Source organism: Nocardia sp. NPDC003345 (assembly GCF_053589395.1).
The window spans coordinates 1-15,425 of sequence record NZ_JBSFRU010000137.1 but is presented as its reverse complement, the minus strand read 5'-3'; the positions used below and the strand labels follow the sequence as shown (position 1 = coordinate 15,425).

At 70.3% G+C, this 15,425-nt stretch carries 16 protein-coding genes; 10 read left to right on the top strand and 6 right to left on the bottom strand.

Annotated elements, in window-relative coordinates:
* Both ehuC and ehuB read right to left on the bottom strand, forming a co-directional pair.
* Positions 1 to 639: ectoine/hydroxyectoine ABC transporter permease subunit EhuC (ehuC, locus tag ACWDU1_RS16725; RefSeq protein WP_449999398.1), on the bottom strand; the 639-nt coding region annotated here is incomplete at its 3' end.
* A 73-nt stretch (positions 640 to 712) separates the two neighbouring features.
* Positions 713 to 1,597 carry an ectoine/hydroxyectoine ABC transporter substrate-binding protein EhuB gene (ehuB, locus tag ACWDU1_RS16720; protein WP_449999397.1) on the bottom strand — a complete coding sequence of 295 codons (885 nt, stop codon included), beginning with the start codon at positions 1,595 to 1,597 and terminating at the stop codon, positions 713 to 715.
* Between the two features lie 364 nt (positions 1,598 to 1,961).
* Between ehuB and ACWDU1_RS16715 the strand changes: the two genes are divergently transcribed.
* Entirely contained in the window at positions 1,962 to 3,719 is a 1,758-nt protein-coding gene (locus ACWDU1_RS16715; protein ID WP_449999395.1) for a proline--tRNA ligase, read from the top strand.
* A gap of 33 nt (positions 3,720 to 3,752) precedes the next feature.
* On the opposite strand, the gene ACWDU1_RS16710 is transcribed toward ACWDU1_RS16715, so the two are convergent.
* A complete protein-coding gene (locus ACWDU1_RS16710; RefSeq protein WP_449999393.1) occupies positions 3,753 to 4,337 on the bottom strand; it encodes a TetR/AcrR family transcriptional regulator in 585 nt (194 codons plus the stop codon).
* A 104-nt stretch (positions 4,338 to 4,441) separates the two neighbouring features.
* Between ACWDU1_RS16710 and ACWDU1_RS16705 the strand changes: the two genes are divergently transcribed.
* Positions 4,442 to 4,693 carry a hypothetical protein gene (locus tag ACWDU1_RS16705; protein ID WP_449999391.1) on the top strand — a complete coding sequence of 84 codons (252 nt, stop codon included), beginning with the start codon at positions 4,442 to 4,444 and terminating at the stop codon, positions 4,691 to 4,693.
* 147 nt (positions 4,694 to 4,840) lie between these two features.
* On the opposite strand, the gene ACWDU1_RS16700 is transcribed toward ACWDU1_RS16705, so the two are convergent.
* Positions 4,841 to 5,575 carry a glucose 1-dehydrogenase gene (locus ACWDU1_RS16700; RefSeq protein WP_449999390.1) on the bottom strand — a complete coding sequence of 245 codons (735 nt, stop codon included), beginning with the start codon at positions 5,573 to 5,575 and terminating at the stop codon, positions 4,841 to 4,843.
* A gap of 122 nt (positions 5,576 to 5,697) precedes the next feature.
* On the opposite strand from ACWDU1_RS16700, the gene ACWDU1_RS16695 reads away from it, so the two are divergent.
* From ACWDU1_RS16695 to ACWDU1_RS16680, 4 genes are all read left to right on the top strand, one after another.
* Entirely contained in the window at positions 5,698 to 6,777 is a 1,080-nt protein-coding gene (locus ACWDU1_RS16695) for an NAD(P)H-dependent amine dehydrogenase family protein (protein WP_449999388.1), read from the top strand.
* Between the two features lie 111 nt (positions 6,778 to 6,888).
* Positions 6,889 to 7,074 carry a hypothetical protein gene (locus tag ACWDU1_RS16690; RefSeq protein WP_449999386.1) on the top strand — a complete coding sequence of 62 codons (186 nt, stop codon included), beginning with the start codon at positions 6,889 to 6,891 and terminating at the stop codon, positions 7,072 to 7,074.
* Between the two features lie 85 nt (positions 7,075 to 7,159).
* Positions 7,160 to 9,109 carry a hypothetical protein gene (locus tag ACWDU1_RS16685; protein WP_449999384.1) on the top strand — a complete coding sequence of 650 codons (1,950 nt, stop codon included), beginning with the start codon at positions 7,160 to 7,162 and terminating at the stop codon, positions 9,107 to 9,109.
* 195 nt (positions 9,110 to 9,304) lie between these two features.
* A complete protein-coding gene (locus tag ACWDU1_RS16680; RefSeq protein ID WP_449999382.1) occupies positions 9,305 to 10,318 on the top strand; it encodes a hypothetical protein in 1,014 nt (337 codons plus the stop codon).
* A gap of 33 nt (positions 10,319 to 10,351) precedes the next feature.
* Here ACWDU1_RS16680 and ACWDU1_RS16675 read toward each other — a convergent pair whose 3' ends face one another.
* Positions 10,352 to 10,783 carry a ferritin-like domain-containing protein gene (locus ACWDU1_RS16675; RefSeq protein WP_449999380.1) on the bottom strand — a complete coding sequence of 144 codons (432 nt, stop codon included), beginning with the start codon at positions 10,781 to 10,783 and terminating at the stop codon, positions 10,352 to 10,354.
* Positions 10,780 to 11,346: a hypothetical protein gene (locus tag ACWDU1_RS16670; protein WP_449999378.1), complete on the bottom strand. Its 567-nt coding sequence runs from the start codon at positions 11,344 to 11,346 to the stop codon at positions 10,780 to 10,782. The genes ACWDU1_RS16675 and ACWDU1_RS16670 overlap by 4 nt, the downstream gene beginning before the upstream one ends.
* 159 nt (positions 11,347 to 11,505) lie before the next feature.
* Here ACWDU1_RS16670 and rimP point away from each other — a divergent pair, with 159 nt between their 5' ends.
* The 4 genes from rimP to ACWDU1_RS16650 all read left to right on the top strand — a co-directional run.
* On the top strand, positions 11,506 to 12,138 hold the full coding sequence (rimP, locus tag ACWDU1_RS16665; protein WP_449999376.1) for a ribosome maturation factor RimP: 633 nt from the start codon (positions 11,506 to 11,508) through the stop codon (positions 12,136 to 12,138).
* Positions 12,135 to 13,163 carry a transcription termination factor NusA gene (gene nusA / locus ACWDU1_RS16660; RefSeq protein ID WP_449999374.1) on the top strand — a complete coding sequence of 343 codons (1,029 nt, stop codon included), beginning with the start codon at positions 12,135 to 12,137 and terminating at the stop codon, positions 13,161 to 13,163. Before rimP ends, nusA begins: the two co-directional genes overlap by 4 nt.
* A 254-nt stretch (positions 13,164 to 13,417) precedes the next feature.
* Positions 13,418 to 13,639 carry a YlxR family protein gene (locus ACWDU1_RS16655; protein WP_449999400.1) on the top strand — a complete coding sequence of 74 codons (222 nt, stop codon included), beginning with the start codon at positions 13,418 to 13,420 and terminating at the stop codon, positions 13,637 to 13,639.
* Positions 13,640 to 13,747: 108 nt separating this feature from the next.
* Positions 13,748 to 15,425: translation initiation factor IF-2 N-terminal domain-containing protein (locus tag ACWDU1_RS16650; RefSeq protein ID WP_449999373.1), on the top strand; the 1,678-nt coding region annotated here is incomplete at its 3' end.

Sequence of the window (15,425 nt, the reverse complement as noted above, 5' to 3'; positions counted from 1 at the left end):
GGCCCGCGCTTCGAGCTGGTTCATCCCGAGCGTCAGCAGATACGCGATCACGAAGTAGATCAGCAGGCCGATACCGAAGGCGAACAGGGTGTCGCCGGTGCTCTGCCGCAACTTCCCGATCTCGAAGGTCAGATCCTGCAGGGTGATGTAGGAGGCGAGGGCGGTGCCCTTGAGCAGATGGACCAGCAGATTCGCCAGCGGCGGCAGCATCAGGGCCCAGGCCTGCGGGAACAGCACCCGGCGCAGCCGCTGCGACGGACTGAACCCCAGTGCCACGGCCGCTTCGGTCTGGGCGCGCGGTACCGAGTTCAGAGCGCCACGAACCACTTCCGCACCGTAGGCGCCGTAGTTCAGACCGAGCGCGAGGATGCCGCAGAACACCGGGTCGAGCTGATAACCGAGTAGCGGCAGTACGTAGAACAACCAGAAGATCTGCACCAGCAGCGAGGTCCCGCGGAAGAACTCGATCAGCACCCGGGCGGGCCCGCGAATCGCGAGGCTGTTCGCCCGGGCCGTCGTGCCGAGTGCCAGGGCCAGCGCGAACGCCAGCAGCGCGCCGCCGGCCGTGAGTTCGAGCGTGACCACGATGCCGTCGCGGATCCGGGGCAGCGCATCGGTGAGGGCGTCGAGATTGCTCACCGGCGGCGTCTCCCCACCTGCCCGGGCGGACCGGGAAGGAGCCGCGCCGCTGTCGAATTGTGCTCCGGCACGATCAGATATCGCCTGCGCACAATTTGGCGGTGGTCAGGTCCGGATCGGGCAGTTCCTCTTCGGTGAAACCGTACTCACCCACGATGGACAGGTATTTGTCCTTGTCCGAGGTGATCTTGCGCAACTCGGTGTTGTAGGCGTCGAGCAGATCCTCGTCGTCGGTCCGGAAAACGGTGCCGCCCGCGCCGATCTGTGGTTTGCCGTCGATTTCGGCGACGAACGATTTCGTGACCTCCACCGGGGCGTCCGGGTTGTGGTCGGCCAGCCAGTTCAGTGAGATCGCGGTGAGTGCGAAGACATCCGAGCGCCCGGAGGTCACCGCGTCCATACCGTCCTGCGGGGTGGCGACCTGGGTGGCTTCGATACCGAGCGACTGCGCGTAGTCGGATTCGATCGCACCGGTCATGGACGCCATCTTCGCGCCCTTGTCCTTGATGGATTGCATATCGGTGAGGCCGAGCGGGTTGCCCTTTTTCACCATGAGCGCCGTGGTGTACATGAACTCGGGTTCGCTGAACGCCGCCTGTTCGCAGCGCTGCGGCAGGATGGACATACCGGCGCTGACCGCGTCGAAGCGCTGCGCCTGCAGCCCGGGGATGAGGGCGCCGAAATCGGTCTGGACGCCCTCGACGGTCTGGATACCGAGGTTGCGGAAGATCTCGCGGTGCAGGGCCACCGTCGCGCCGGTGAGCTGACCGTTCTCCTCGAACGAATAGGGCGCCTCGCCGGCGAATCCGACCGTGATCGTTCCCGCGTCCTTCAGAGACTGCAGGAGTTCCCCGCTCGGAGTGGTATCGGTCTTGGTGCATCCCGCCAGCGTCGCCGCCACCAGCACCGCCCCCGCGAACAATGCTGTCCTGCGCGCCCTTGATTTCCTGGTTCTCACCACGGCCGACCTTTCCCACGAGGGCGCTGACGCGAGTGCCGGGCACCTGTCCTGAGCGATACCTCATCTATACACGCAGGTCAGCATCCTTTTTCAGTTTGCCCGGGATATCGGGAATCCCGGTGAGCCGACTGTATCGGCGTCCCGGTGCGACTATCGGCGTCGAAATGAATCCGCAAACAGAAATTCAAAATACATTTATCGAACTGTTATCAGAAAGTGTTTGCTTCGTTATTGGCGACCGGATGGATGGCCTACCGGCGATCCGCTGGAAACCTCTGTTGACCGGCGCCGACTTCCGGACTGGCGTGTTGCCGGGAACGCGATGGCGACCGGGAACCGGCAGGGGCTACGCTGAGCAACCGTGATCACCCGCCTGTCCCGACTTTTCCTCCGTACGTTGCGCGACGATCCCGCCGATGCCGAGGTGCCCAGCCACAAGCTGCTGGTGCGCGCCGGCTATGTGCGCCGTATCGCGCCGGGTGTGTACTCGTGGCTGCCGCTGGGCCTGCGGGTATTGCACAAGGTGGAGGAGGTGGTGCGCGAGGAGATGAACGGCATAGGCGCACAGGAGATCTCGCTACCCGCGCTGCTGCCGCGCGATCCCTACGAGGCCACCAACCGCTGGACCGAATACGGCGATGCCCTGTTCCGGCTCCAGGACCGCAAGGGCGCGGACTACCTCCTCGGTCCTACCCACGAGGAATTGTTCGCCCTCACCGTGAAGGGTGAGTACAACTCCTACAAGGATCTGCCGGTCACGCTTTACCAGATCCAGGCCAAATACCGCGATGAGGAACGGCCCCGCGCCGGCATCCTGCGGGGCCGCGAATTCATCATGAAGGACTCCTACTCCTTCGACCTCGACGAGGACGGCCTGAAGGCCAGCTACGACGCTCATCGTGAGGCCTATCAGCGCATTTTCGACCGGCTCGGCGTGAAGTATGTGATCGTCGCGGCGACCTCCGGCGCCATGGGCGGTAGTGCGTCCGAGGAGTTCCTGGCCGACAGTCCGGTCGGTGAGGACACCTATGTCCGTTGCCTCGAGTCCGGGTACGCGGCGAATGTCGAGGCGGTGGTGACCCCCGCGCCCGAGCCCCTTCCCGTCGAGGGGCAGCCGGAGGCCGTCGTCCACGACACCCCCGACACCCCGACCATCGCCACCCTGGTGGACTGGGCGAACGGGGCCGGTGTCGCCGACCGGTACGGCCGCCCGGTCACCGCGGCCGACACTCTGAAGAACGTGATGGTCAAACTGCGCCATCCCGACGGTAAGACCGAGATCGTCGGTATCGGCGTCCCCGGCGACCGCGAGGTCGACGACAAGCGGCTGGGCGCCTCCGTGGAACCCGCCGAGGTCGAATTGCTCACCGACGCCGATTTCGCCGCCAATCCCTTCCTGGTGAAGGGATACATCGGCCCGAAGGGGCTGCAGGCCAACGGCGTCCGCTATCTGGTGGATCCGCGAGTGGTCACCGGAACCGCCTGGATCACCGGCGCCGACGCCCCGGGCAAACATGTGGTCGGCCTGGTCGCCGGCCGTGATTTCACCCCCGACGGCACCATCGAGGCCGCGCAGGTCCGCGACGGCGATCCCTCACCCGACGGCCGCGGCACCCTGGTCTCGGCGCGCGGTATCGAGATCGGTCATATCTTCCAGCTCGGTTACAAGTACACCGATGCCTTCGAGGTCGATGTCCTGGGCGAGAACGGTAAACCGGTCCGGCTGGTCATGGGTTCCTACGGTGTCGGCGTCTCCCGGATGGTCGCGGTGATCGCCGAACAGCAGCACGACGAGAAGGGCTTGCGCTGGCCCGCCGAAGTGGCGCCCTACGACGTGCACGTGGTGATCGCGAACAAGGACGCCGCCGCGCGTGAGGGCGCGGAACAGGTGGTGTCCGGCCTGCACGCGCAGGGTCTGGACGTCCTGTTCGACGACCGCACCGCCTCGCCGGGGGTGAAGTTCAAGGATGCCGAACTGCTCGGTATGCCCTACGTGCTGGTGATCGGTCGCGGCTGGGCGGAGGGCACGGTCGAACTGCGCGACCGGTTCAGTGGCGCCACCACCGAGATCCCGGCCGCCGACGCGGTGACCGAGGTCGTGGCCCGCGTTCGCGGCTGAGACCGGTCCGGCGGCGCCGTCGCCCCGTGCGGGTTACGGCGCCGCTGCCTCGATCAGTTGCCGGGCCGCGTCCCGGACGGCGGCGGGCGCGTCGGTGGCCCCGGTGATGGAATAGGCGACGATCGCGCCCTCGTGCAGGCTCAGTAGTTGCACCGCGACCTTTTCGTGTGCGCCGACCCCGGCCGCGATGAGGAGTTCGTCGAACAGTTCACGCAGCCACTGCTTCTCGGCGACGATCACCTTGCGGCCCGGGTGGTCGGGTTCGGGGAGTTCGGCGAAGGCGTTGATGAAACTGCAGCCCCGGCTGCTGTCCGGGAGCCATTCGGGGAGTATCTCGAACGGGACCAGCACCCGGTCGACCGGATCGGTGTGTCCGGCCAGGCGGGTGCCGATCAGCTCGCGCCAGCGGCGATCGCGCCGTTCGAGATAGGTGACCAGCAGGCCGTCCTTGGAGCCGAAACGGTCGTAGAGGGTCCGTTTGGTGACCCCGGATTCGGCGGCGATGGTATCCACGCCCACCGCGTGGATACCGCGCGTGTAGAAGAGTCCGGCGGCGGTGTCCAGGATGCGCCGGGCGGCCGGTGTCAGCGTGTTCTCGTCGTATCCGGTGGCGGACATCCACACCTCCTTGCATTCACAGATCTGTGTACCTATTCTAGCGAGTGTGCGACTTTACAGATCTGTGTAGTGGAGGTGGATCCATGCGACATCCGATACAGCGCATGAGCGGGTTGGTACCCGGATGGCTTCGTGAATTCGCCATGGGCGTACATCTCGCCAATGGCATCCGGCACGGCGTGCCCCGTTCGGGGAGCGGCACCGGATGGAAGACGGGGGAAGCCGGGGTGCGGGCGATCTCCCGGCAGGCGCGTCCCGCCGACGCTCCGGCCCGGGCCGCCTCTTCGCCTCCGATCGCCGCGCCGGTCCGATCGCCGCGCCCGGCCCGGCCGCCGGTCGGTGCGCGAACGGTGTGATGCCGGGTGCGGGCCCGGCCGGGATGGTGGTCGCCCGTCGCCGGGATCCAGGAGTGTGAGGCCGCCTGCCGAACGCGCGCCGGCCGCGGCGGTGACGCCGCCGCGGCTGTGGTGACGGTAGGTGGTTCGTTCCCGCCGGCGGCTCCGCTACTTGTGCGGGACCCCGGTCACCAGACCGCCGTCGACCACGAATTCGCTGCCGGTGGAGTAGGACGATTCGTCACTGGCGAGGAACAGGATGAAGGTGGCGACCTCTTCCGGCGCCGCGGGCCGGCCCATCGGAATGGTCACCAGATCGTCGGGAATGCCCTCGGTCATCGGCGTCCGGATGAGGCCCGGATGCACCGAGTTCACCCGGATGCCGTGCGGGGCCAGTTCCAGCGCGGCGGATTTCGCCAGGCCGCGTACGCCCCATTTCGAGGCGACGTATCCGTGCGCGAAGGGTGCGCCGCGCAGGCCCTCGATGGAGGAGACATTGATGATCGAACCGCCACCGGCGGCGATCATGGGTTCGACGGCCACTCGCATACCCAGGAAGGTGCCGACGAGGTTGACGTCGAGCACCGCGCGGAACTTCTCGAGTGAGAGTTTCTGCAGCGGGGCGCCGTTGACGATACCGGCGTTGTTCACCAGGACGTCGAGTTTCCCGAACTCGCCGGTGGCGGTGGCGACGGCGGCCTCCCACTGGTCCGGCTGGGTCACATCCAGCGGGACGTAACGGGCGGCGCCGCCGAGCTCGTCGGCGAGCGCCTTGCCCTCGTCGTGGAGCACATCGCCGATGACCACTTTCGCGCCCTCGGCCACCAGCAGTTTCGCATCGGCGGCGCCCATCCCCCGAGCGCCGCCGCTGATGAGGGCAACTTTGCCGTCTACACGTCCCATGGCGGTGACGCTACCATGAAACTGGAACACGTTCTAGACACGGTTCCGGAATAGTGCTCGGTGCCGGAAGGTGGCGGTGGAACAGCGTTTTCGCCGCGCTCGGCCCTTCAACAAGGAGAATCATGGTCCCACGCGTCGTCCTCGTCGGCACCGGTAACGCCGGGCGGATCGCCCTGACCCAGCTCATCGGCGACCCCAGATTCGAGCTGGTGGGCGTGGGCGTATCCACCCCGGAGAAGGTCGGCGTGGATGCCGGAGAACTGGCCGGGCTCACCGCCACGGTCACCGGGATCACCGCCGTCGGCGATCTGGAATCGCTACTGGCCCTGAAACCGGACTGCGCCGTGTACTGCGCGATGGGCGATACCCGGCTGATGGAGGCGATGGGCGATATCCAGCGGTTCCTGGAAGCGGGAGTGAACGTCGTCGGCACCGCGCCCGGTCTGCTCATGTATCCGTGGGGAACGCTGCCGTCGAAACTGTTCGCCCGGGTGGAGGCGGCCGCCGTTGCCGGTGGCGCGAGCCTGTTCGTCAACGGCGTCGATCCCGGATTCGTCAACGACCTGATCCCCTTCGCGCTGGCCTCGACCTGTCAGCGGGTCGAACAGGTGCGGTGTCTGGAGATCGCCGACTACGCGACCTATGACGGGTCGACGGTCATGTTCGACGTGATGGGGTTCGGGTTGCCGCTCGATCAGACCCCGATGCTGCTGCAACCCGGGGTACTGGGGATCGCGTGGGGGCCCGGTATGCGGGCGCTGGCGGCCGGGCTGGGGGTCGAGATCGACGAGATCACCGAGACCTGCGAACGCGAACCGGCCCCGGAGACCTTCGAGATCGCGGTCGGCGAGGTGCCCAAGGGGAGCCAGGCCGCGCTGCGCTTCGAGATCACCGGCCATGTGGCCGGGCGGCCCGCGATCGTGGTGGAACACATCACCCGCCTGCGCGACGATCTGCGACCCGACTGGCCACGCCCGGCCCAGGCCGGGGGCTCCTACCGGGTGGAGATCACCGGCGAGCCCTCCTATGCGGTGGATATCTGCCCCACCAGCCGCAACGGTGACCACAACTACGCGGCGATCCTGGCCGGCGTGGGCCGGGTGGTCAACGCCATACCCGCGGTGATCGCGGCCGAATCGGGTATCCGGACCACCGCTGACCTGCCGATGTACACCGGGCCCGGCCTCACCCTCGCGGACTGATCCGGGTTCGTCCTCGTCCGGATTCGGCCGCGCTCCGGGGCCGGGCCTAAGCTCGGATGGCGGAGCGGCCGAGCCCCGGCTCGGCGCCGATACCAGGGAAGGTTGCGCTGAATGTATGAGCCCGACCGGTCCGGCCATCGTGAGCCGAACCTGTCCGAACTACGCGAGCGCGCCGCGCACGGTGATTCCGATGCCGTCGCGCAATTGCTCGATATCGGGGACGAACGCACCGATGCCGTGGATCTGAGCGATTTCGACCTCACGACCGAGGAGACGACCGCCGACACCGAGCGGTAGCCGGAGGATACCGCGCACCACGGGCGCGGTATCCGTGACTCGCCCTCCGCGTAGCGCGCCGCCCGCGCTTGTAGGGTGGGTGGCCATGGGAACCGCTCCGGCTGTCACACCGGAACGAACGTCTGCCCCGAAACCCTCGTTCACGCCGCGAGCCCGCCGGATCCGGTCGCTGTTCCGCGGCGGGGCGGGAGGTCCCGCCCGCACCGTGCTCGCGATCGCGCTGGCCGCCGTGGCCGCACAATTGGTGTTGCGCGGCGTGGTGCTGGCGAACGGTTATTTCTACTGGGACGATCTCATCCTGGCCGGTCGCGCCGGTGAACTGCCCCTGTACGCGCCCGAACTGCTGCTGCACGAGCACGACGGGCATTTCATGCCGCTGGCCTTCGCGGTGTCCTGGCTGGTGACCGCGGTCGCGCCGCTGCAGTGGGGAATGGCCGCCGGAGTAACGCTGCTCATGCAGGCGGCGGCGTCGCTGGCGGTCTTGCGGCTGCTGCTGGTGCTGCTCGGGCCGCGCCGAACGGTGATCGTCCCGCTGCTGTTCTACCTCTTCGGCCCGCTCACCCTGTCCGCGTTCGCGTGGTGGTCGGCGGCGCTCAACGCGCTGCCGCTGCAATTCGCCCTCGCCTGGGTGGCGGCCGACGCGCTGCGCCTGGACCGCACCGGTGCGCGCCGCTACGCGGTCTCGGGGATAGTCGTCTCGGCCGTGGCCCTGCTGTTCTTCGAGAAGGCCGTGGTGGTGCCGTTCGTGGCATTCGCCGTGGTGGCCCTGGCCCGGTACGTGGACGGGCGGGGGCCGGAGCTACGGGCGGTGCTGCGTCGCGGGGCGGTGCTCTGGGCGGGCACGGCCGCCGTGCTGGCGGGCTGGGCGGTGACCTATCTCGCCGTGGTCGGCCTCACCCACGGCGAGGGCGGGTCGGCCGATGTGGCCTCCATGCTGCCCCGGGCGGCCTGGGCGGGGGTCGTCACCGCGCTGCTGGGCGGCCCGTGGAGCTGGGAGCGCTGGGTGCCCTCGGCGCCGTGGGCGGTCGCGCCGGACTGGACCGTATGGGCGGCCTGGGCGCTGCTGGCGGTGGCCGTGGTTCTCACGATCCGTGCCCGCCGGGTGGTCTGGCCGGTGTGGGTGGCCGCGGCGGTCTATCTGCCCGCGGTGCAGATCCCGGTGGTGCTGATGCGGGCCGGGCCGAACACGGTCGACGAGCTCATGATGTCGCTGCGGTACCTCGCGGACACCTCGGTGGTCCTCACCGCGGCGGGGGCGCTGCTGTTGCGCGCCTTCGCGGCCCCCGGTGCCGTACCCGGCCGCCGCGGTCCGGGGCCGGCGCCCGTGGACGGCGGCACCGGCCCGGCGCCGGGGGCACAGGCGGCCGGGGCGGGCGGCGCGACACGACGGCGATACGGGTCGGGGCCGGTGGCCGTCGTAGCGGTGTTGTTCGTCGCCAGCAGCCTGTGGTCTACCTACTCCTTCACCCGGGTCTGGTCGCAGAATCCGACCCGGACCTATCTGACCAACGCGGCGGCGGAATTCGCGCGCTGGGACGGCATACCGCTGCTGGAACAGGAGGTGCCGTGGACCGTTCTGAACCCCACGGCCTATCCCGACAACGAGGCCAGCCGGGTGCTGTCGCCGGTGGCACCGCCCGGTGCCTTCGCCGAAGCCACCGGGGAACTGCGCATGATCACCGATACCGGTGAATTCGCACCGGCCCGGGTCTGGTGGAACCGCGGGATCCTGCCGGGCCCGGATCCCGGCTGCGGCTACCGCATCACCGGCGGTACGCCGGTGCGGCTCGCGCTGGACGGTCCGATGATCGCCCACGAATGGACCGTGCAGCTCAACTACTTCGCAGACCGGGACGGGGAGGTCGCCGTCGGCTTCGACAGCGGGCGCAAGGCCGCGGTACCCGTACGGGCCGGTCTGAACACGGTATACGCGCGGATCGTCGGCAGCGGTTCGGCGCTGCTGGTGCAAAGCCGGACGCCGGGCCTGCAGGCGTGTATCGGCACCGGCCCGGTCGGTGTCGCCTCGCACGACTAGGGGGCCTCGGTTCCCCGGCGGTCTTCCCAGATTCGGTGGTATGCGGGGCATGCGGGCGGTGGTTACCTGTCACGGTGTGAGGTGGTGCCCGGGTCCGCGCCATCGGACGCCGCGGTAGTGACGCCGCCCCCCGATCCGGCGGTGGGGGCCGGCGAGCGAGCCGGTGTTCCCGGCGAGAACGGTGAGGTGGTGCCGATGTCCGAAAACTGTTCCGACGGTGCGTATCCCACCGGGTCCACGACCGTCGATTCGGTGACCGAACAGCTCACCACCCGGTTGGGAGTGGTCGGCGAGAGCGCCGGAGAAGTCCTGCGTCGCAAGGTCCGCGGTGCCGCCGGAGGAGCCGAGACCATCGCGCTGCTGGTCGGATCCGATGTGGACGGAGCACGGCGGGTTCGGGCCGCGGGCGGCGATTCCCACCCTGCCCCGGCCCCCCTCGCCGGCACCGCGACCGATACGCCTCCCACCGCCGGTGGGCCGGCCGCGTCGCCCGCAGCGGTGCCGCCACCCGAAGTCACCTACGGGGACGCGGCCGACCGGCCCGTGGCGGCGGCTTCCGGGGCCGGCGACCCGAACCCGCCCGGCCCCCCGCCGGCCACCCCCGAACCTCCATCCACACCGCCCTCCGAACCGCCGACCCCGCCGAGCCCGCCGTCACCCGAACCGGCCGCGCCACCGAGCGCGGCGTCACCCGAACCGCCCGCCCCACCGAGCGCGCCGCCCTCCGAACCGGCCGCCTCGCCCAGCGCGCCGTCAGCGGAATCGGGCGCCGCACCGGAGGCTCCGACCGGGCCTTCCGCCGCTCCGGTTCCCGCTCCCGAATCCGGATCCCCGGCCGCCGCGCACGCCCCGCCTGTCACACCGCAGCCGGATCTCGCCGAGTCCAGAGTCGCCGACCCGGCCGCCGATCCGGTGCCCGCGGCGGCCGGACAGACCCCGTGGACGGCCGGTCAGGCGAGCGCGGGTACCGACCCGGGCACCGGGCAGCCATCCGGGTCGACACCGTGGAACGCGGCCCCCGGTTCATCCGGTTCGGGGTCCTCCATGCCCTACCTCCCCGGGATGCCCGGCGGGCTGGGTTCGCTGACCCCGCAGGAGCGGCCGCCCCGGGGCAGTGCTCCGTGGTCGCGGGGGCGCGCGGAACGGAATCCGGAGGGCACCGTGTTCCCACGGCCACTGCCGGAGGAACGAACGGGCCGGCCCCGCTGACGGCCCGTCCGCTTTCGGGCCGTCCGGGCTACTTCAGGGCTGCCCCGGAAACGCGACGGTGGCCGGCTGGGTACCGCGCACGGTCTGCCAGGCCGCCCGCTGCCCCGCGCATTCGGTCAGCGCGTCGATCGCGGCACGGCGGGTGGTCTCGAGATCGGCCCGCTCGGCCACCGCGCGCCACGCCACCGTGCTGTCGGTTTCGACGACGATCGCCAGGCGCGCCGCCGAATCGGAATCGGTGACCTCCAGCGGGGCGGTGTAGGCGGGCTCCGGTGGCGGGGCGGTACCACCGGCGGCGGTGAGCGCGTCGACGGTCGCGTCCCGGCGGGCGCGATGGGCAGCGGTGTGCTGCGAGACGAGCCGGCGCAGATCGGGGCCGGCGTGGGCGGCTATGACGCCGTAGGCGTACACCGCCGCGTATTCGGCGTTCAGCGCGTCGGTGAGCGCCTGTCGTTCGGTACTCATACCAGCAGGACCCCCACCTGTACCGCGCACGCGGCGCTGATCGAGGCGAGCAGGCCCGCGCGATAACCGGACTGGGTGACGGCCAGATCCGCGGCGGCCCGCTGCGACGAGCCGAGCTGATCGCGCAGCGCGTCGATACTCGGTGGTGCGGCCGGGGCCGGCGTGGTCGAGGGGGCGGGTGTCTGCACCAGCGGTGTGGTGCCGTCACCGTAGACGCCGATCGCCCGGTCGATCTCGGTGCGCAACGCGTCGGCGTGGGCCGTGCGTTCCGCGGCGATCGTGTTCAGCGCGGGGCCGCGGGCGGGGTCGATGGAGATCGCGGCGGTGGCCGCGGCGGCATCGGCGCGGGCCGAGAACTCCTGGGCGGCCAGGACGTCCGGTTCGGTGATCGGATCCTCGGCACAGGCGGCGAGCACGGGGATCGCCAGCAGTCCCATCACGCCGCCACCCGCGACGCGCAGCGCCGCACGCCGGTTCAAGCGGTGCGATGGGGTGGAGTCTCGGTCGGGCAGGGGGTCGCGGGAACACCCGGCCGCGGGCCGGTGGGTAACGCGCTCGGTCACCGGGACATCGTGCCAGATTCCCGGTCCCGCCCCGGTACGGGCACCACCCGGGGAACTTACCGCCGACCGCTGGACGTTTACCTCCGCGCCGCGCGTTAGGCTTGGTCACCGGCACCGATTATTTCCGTCCGCGTAACAACTGAACCAGGAGCTGCCCATATGCCGATGCCGACCGAGGAGAGGGTGAGCCGGCTCGTCGCCGGACTCGTCGCCGGTCGAGGATTCGATCTCGAGGGTGTCGAGGTTTCCACCGCGGCGGGGCAGACCCGGGTGCGGGTGATCGTGGACAGCGATGAGACCGCGGACCTCGACAGCATCGCCGAACTGAGCTCGCAGGTGTCGGAATGCCTGGACGAGGCGGACGACGAATTCGGGGCCACCCGCTACCTGCTCGAGGTGACGACTCCCGGTATCGACCGTCCGCTCACCGCGGACCGGCACTGGCGGCGGGCCCGGGGCCGCAAGGTCCGGGTCACGCCGCGTCCGGGCGCCGCGCCGCCCGAAACCGGCCTGCCGAATCCGTACGAGGCGCGCGTCGGCGCGCTCGACGGTGACCGGATCGCGCTGGTGCTCGGCGGTAAACGCGCCCCGCGCCTGGTCACCGTCGAACTGCGGGATATCGAACGCGCCGTGGTGGAGGTGGAGTTCGCCCCGCCCGGCGCCCGCGAACTCGAACTCGCCGGAGGGGTTGCCCCCGGACGCCCACCCTCGGGAGCGGACACCCCCGGCTCCGCGGAGCCCGCCGGAACCACTGTCGCCGCGTCCGATTCGACCGAAGGGACCATGGAATGAACATCGAAATCGAAGCCCTGCGCGCCATCGTCGCGGATAAGGGGATCTCGATCGAGACCGTGATCTCCGCTATCGAATCCGCGCTGCTCACCGCGTACAAGCACACCGAGGGGCATCAGGCCAACGCCCGGGTCGAAATCGATCAGCGCACCGGCGTGGTGCGGGTGATGGCCACCGAACTCGACGCCGACGGCGCGGTCGTCTCGGAATGGGACGACACCCCGGAAGGTTTCGGCCGCATCGCCGCCACCACCGCCCGCCAGGTGGTGTTGCAGCGGCTGCGTGATGCCGAGAACGAGAAATCCTTCGGCGAGTTCTCGACGCACGAGGGCGATATCGTCGGCGGCGTGGTCCAGCGCGACGCGCGCGCCAACGCCCGCGGCACCGTGGTGGTGCGGATCGGCAGCGAACTGCACGGCGCCGAGGGCCTGATCCCCTCGGCCGAACAGGTCCCGGGCGAGAACTACGAACACGGCGACCGGATCAAGTGCTACGTGGTCGGGGTCTCCCGGGGGCAGCGCGGTCCGCAGATCACCCTGTCGCGGACCCACCCGAATCTGGTGCGGCGGTTGTTCGCGCTGGAGGTCCCCGAGATCGCGGACGGGTCGGTGGAGATCGTGGCCGTCGCCCGTGAGGCCGGGCACCGGTCCAAGATCGCGGTGCGGTCCACCGTGGCCGGTGTGAACGCGAAGGGCGCCTGTATCGGCCCGATGGGGCAGCGGGTGCGCAATGTGATGAGCGAGCTGGCCGGCGAGAAGATCGACATCATCGATTACGCCGACGATCCGGCGACCTTCGTAGGCAACGCGCTCTCACCGTCCAAAGTGGTGTCGGTCACGGTGGTGGATCCGGACGCCCGGGCGGCCCGGGTGATCGTGCCCGATTTCCAGCTCTCGCTGGCCATCGGCAAGGAGGGGCAGAACGCGCGGCTCGCGGCCCGGCTGACCGGCTGGCGTATCGATATCCGCAGCGACGCCGCGCCCGACGCCGGCGGGCCGGTCCGGACGGAGGTACACCGCCGTTGAGTCGTCACCTGTTCGCGGCCGACTCCCGTGACCAGCGAACACGCCGCGCCGACACGGCTCCCGCGACGTCATCGGGGGCGGGGTTGGAGCACACCGAGCGGTCAGCGGTAGAGTGGTGTGAGGTTCGGTACGAGTCTTCGGTCACCGGACACGATCGCGGTGGTGAATCCGCGGCGCGCAGGCGCCGGGTATTGCCACTGCGGACGTGTGTCGGATGCCGGAAACGAGAACCGGCCACCGAACTGCTGCGGATCGTGGCGTGCGGGCGGACCACCGGTGACGGTGCGGACGCCGTAGCGATCGTTCCCGACCCGCGGCGCAGACTTCCCGGACGGGGTGCCTGGCTGCACCCCCTATCGGCTTGTCTGCGCACTGCGGTCCGGCGCCGAGCGATCGGCAGAGCACTACGAGTGTCCGGACATCTGGATATCTCAGCCCTGGAGCAACACCTCGAGAACAGGCACGAGCACTCATGAGCACACCGTGAAGTACCAGCGATGAACGTCCATCGGAGTTAACCCGAGGTCGTGCGGGTCCCCGTCAGCAGACGGGAGGCACTGCTCGACCTCTCAGTGAGGAGAGCAGTGGCAGGCAAGGCCCGCGTGCACGAGTTGGCCAAAGAACTCGGTGTCACGAGCAAAGAACTACTCGCGAAGCTCAAGGAGCAAGGCGAGTTCGTGAAGTCGGCATCGTCGACGGTGGAGGCACCCGTCGCGCGTCGGCTCCGCGAATCGATCGCGCCGAAATCCGCGCCGGCGAAGTCCGATCGGTCGAACGGCAGTAAACCCGCGGCCCGTCCGGGCCCGGCCACCGCCGCCAAGCCCGGCGCTCCCGGCCCGCGTCCCGGCCCCCGTACCCCGGCCCCCGCGGCGAATACGTCCGCGGAGTCCGCTCCGGCCGCCGAGGCCGCCGCACCCGCGTCCGACGTCGCCAGAGCCGCGGGCCCGCGTCCGGGTCCCGCGGCCAAGCCCGGTCCCGCCCCGGCCCGGGAAGCGGCCCAGGCGCCTCAGGCGAAACCGGCCACCCCCGGTACGCGTCCCGGCCCCGGCGCTCCGCGTCCGGGTCAGCCCCGGGCCGCCGCGCCCGGCCAGGCTCCGGCCCGGCCCGGCCCCAAGCCCGGCCCGAAGACCCCGCGCGTCGGTAACAACCCCTTCTCCTCGGCGCCCGAACGTGAACGGCCGACCCCGCGTCCGCAGCCGGGTCCCCGCCCCACCCCCGGTCAGGGCGGTCCCCGCCCGGGTCCGGCCCAGGGCGGTCCCCGCCCCGGTCAGGGTGGTGCGCCGCGTCCCGGTCAGGGTGGCGCTCCGCGTCCCGGCCCCGGTGGCCCCCGGCCTCCCGCTGGTCAGGGCGGTCCCCGTCCCGGCGGGCCGCGTCCCAGCCCGGCGTCCATGCCGCCGCGTCCGACCCCCGGTGCCATGCCGCAGCGGTCGGCTCGTCCCGGTCCCGCGGCCGGTGGCGGTCGTCCCGGTCGTCCCGGTGGCGGCGGCGGTCGCCCGGGTGGTCCCGGTGGCGGCGGCGGTGGCGGCTACCGCGGTGGCGGTGGCGCACCCGCGGGTACCGGTGCTCCCGCCGGTGGCGGCGGTTTCCGGGGTCGTCCCGGTGGCGGCGGTCGCCCGGGTGGTCCCGGTGGCCGCGGTGGTGCGGCCGGTGCCTTCGGCCGTCCCGGTGGCGCGCCCCGGCGCGGTCGCAAGTCGAAGCGGCAGAAGCGCCAGGAATACGATTCGATGCAGGCCCCGTCGGTCGGCGGCGTGCGGCTGCCGCGCGGCAACGGTGAGGTGATCCGTCTCGCCCGTGGCGCGTCGCTGTCCGATTTCGCGGAGAAGATCGACGCGAACCCGGCCGCCTTGGTGCAGGCCCTGTTCAACCTGGGCGAAATGGTCACCGCGACCCAGTCGGTCAACGACGAGACCCTCGAGCTGCTCGGCGGCGAGATGAACTACGTCGTGCACGTGGTCAGCCCCGAGGACGAGGACCGTGAGCTGCTGGAATCCTTCGACCTCACCTACGGCGAGGACGAGGGCGGCGAGGACGACCTCGAACAGCGGCCGCCGGTGGTCACCGTCATGGGCCACGTCGATCACGGTAAGACCCGCCTGCTGGACACCATCCGTAAGGCCAACGTCCGCGAGGGCGAGGCCGGCGGTATCACCCAGCACATCGGCGCCTACCAGGTGCCGACCCATCTCGGTGACGCCGAGCGCCTGATCACCTTCATCGACACCCCGGGTCACGAGGCGTTCACCGCCATGCGTGCCCGTGGTG

Bases quoted from the DNA above. Each gene is read 5' to 3' on its own strand.
- ACWDU1_RS16680 (WP_449999382.1), top strand. From the start codon at position 9,305: ATGTCCGAAAACTGTTCCGACGGTGCGTATCCCACCGGGTCCACGACC.
- nusA (WP_449999374.1), top strand. From the start codon at position 12,135: ATGAACATCGAAATCGAAGCCCTGCGCGCCATCGTCGCGGATAAGGGG.
- ACWDU1_RS16710 (WP_449999393.1), bottom strand. From the start codon at position 4,337: ATGTCCGCCACCGGATACGACGAGAACACGCTGACACCGGCCGCCCGG.
- ACWDU1_RS16675 (WP_449999380.1), bottom strand. From the start codon at position 10,783: ATGAGTACCGAACGACAGGCGCTCACCGACGCGCTGAACGCCGAATAC.
- ACWDU1_RS16700 (WP_449999390.1), bottom strand. From the start codon at position 5,575: ATGGGACGTGTAGACGGCAAAGTTGCCCTCATCAGCGGCGGCGCTCGG.
- ACWDU1_RS16695 (WP_449999388.1), top strand. From the start codon at position 5,698: ATGGTCCCACGCGTCGTCCTCGTCGGCACCGGTAACGCCGGGCGGATC.
- rimP (WP_449999376.1), top strand. From the start codon at position 11,506: ATGCCGATGCCGACCGAGGAGAGGGTGAGCCGGCTCGTCGCCGGACTC.
- ACWDU1_RS16685 (WP_449999384.1), top strand. From the start codon at position 7,160: ATGGGAACCGCTCCGGCTGTCACACCGGAACGAACGTCTGCCCCGAAA.
- ACWDU1_RS16690 (WP_449999386.1), top strand. From the start codon at position 6,889: ATGTATGAGCCCGACCGGTCCGGCCATCGTGAGCCGAACCTGTCCGAA.
- ACWDU1_RS16705 (WP_449999391.1), top strand. From the start codon at position 4,442: ATGAGCGGGTTGGTACCCGGATGGCTTCGTGAATTCGCCATGGGCGTA.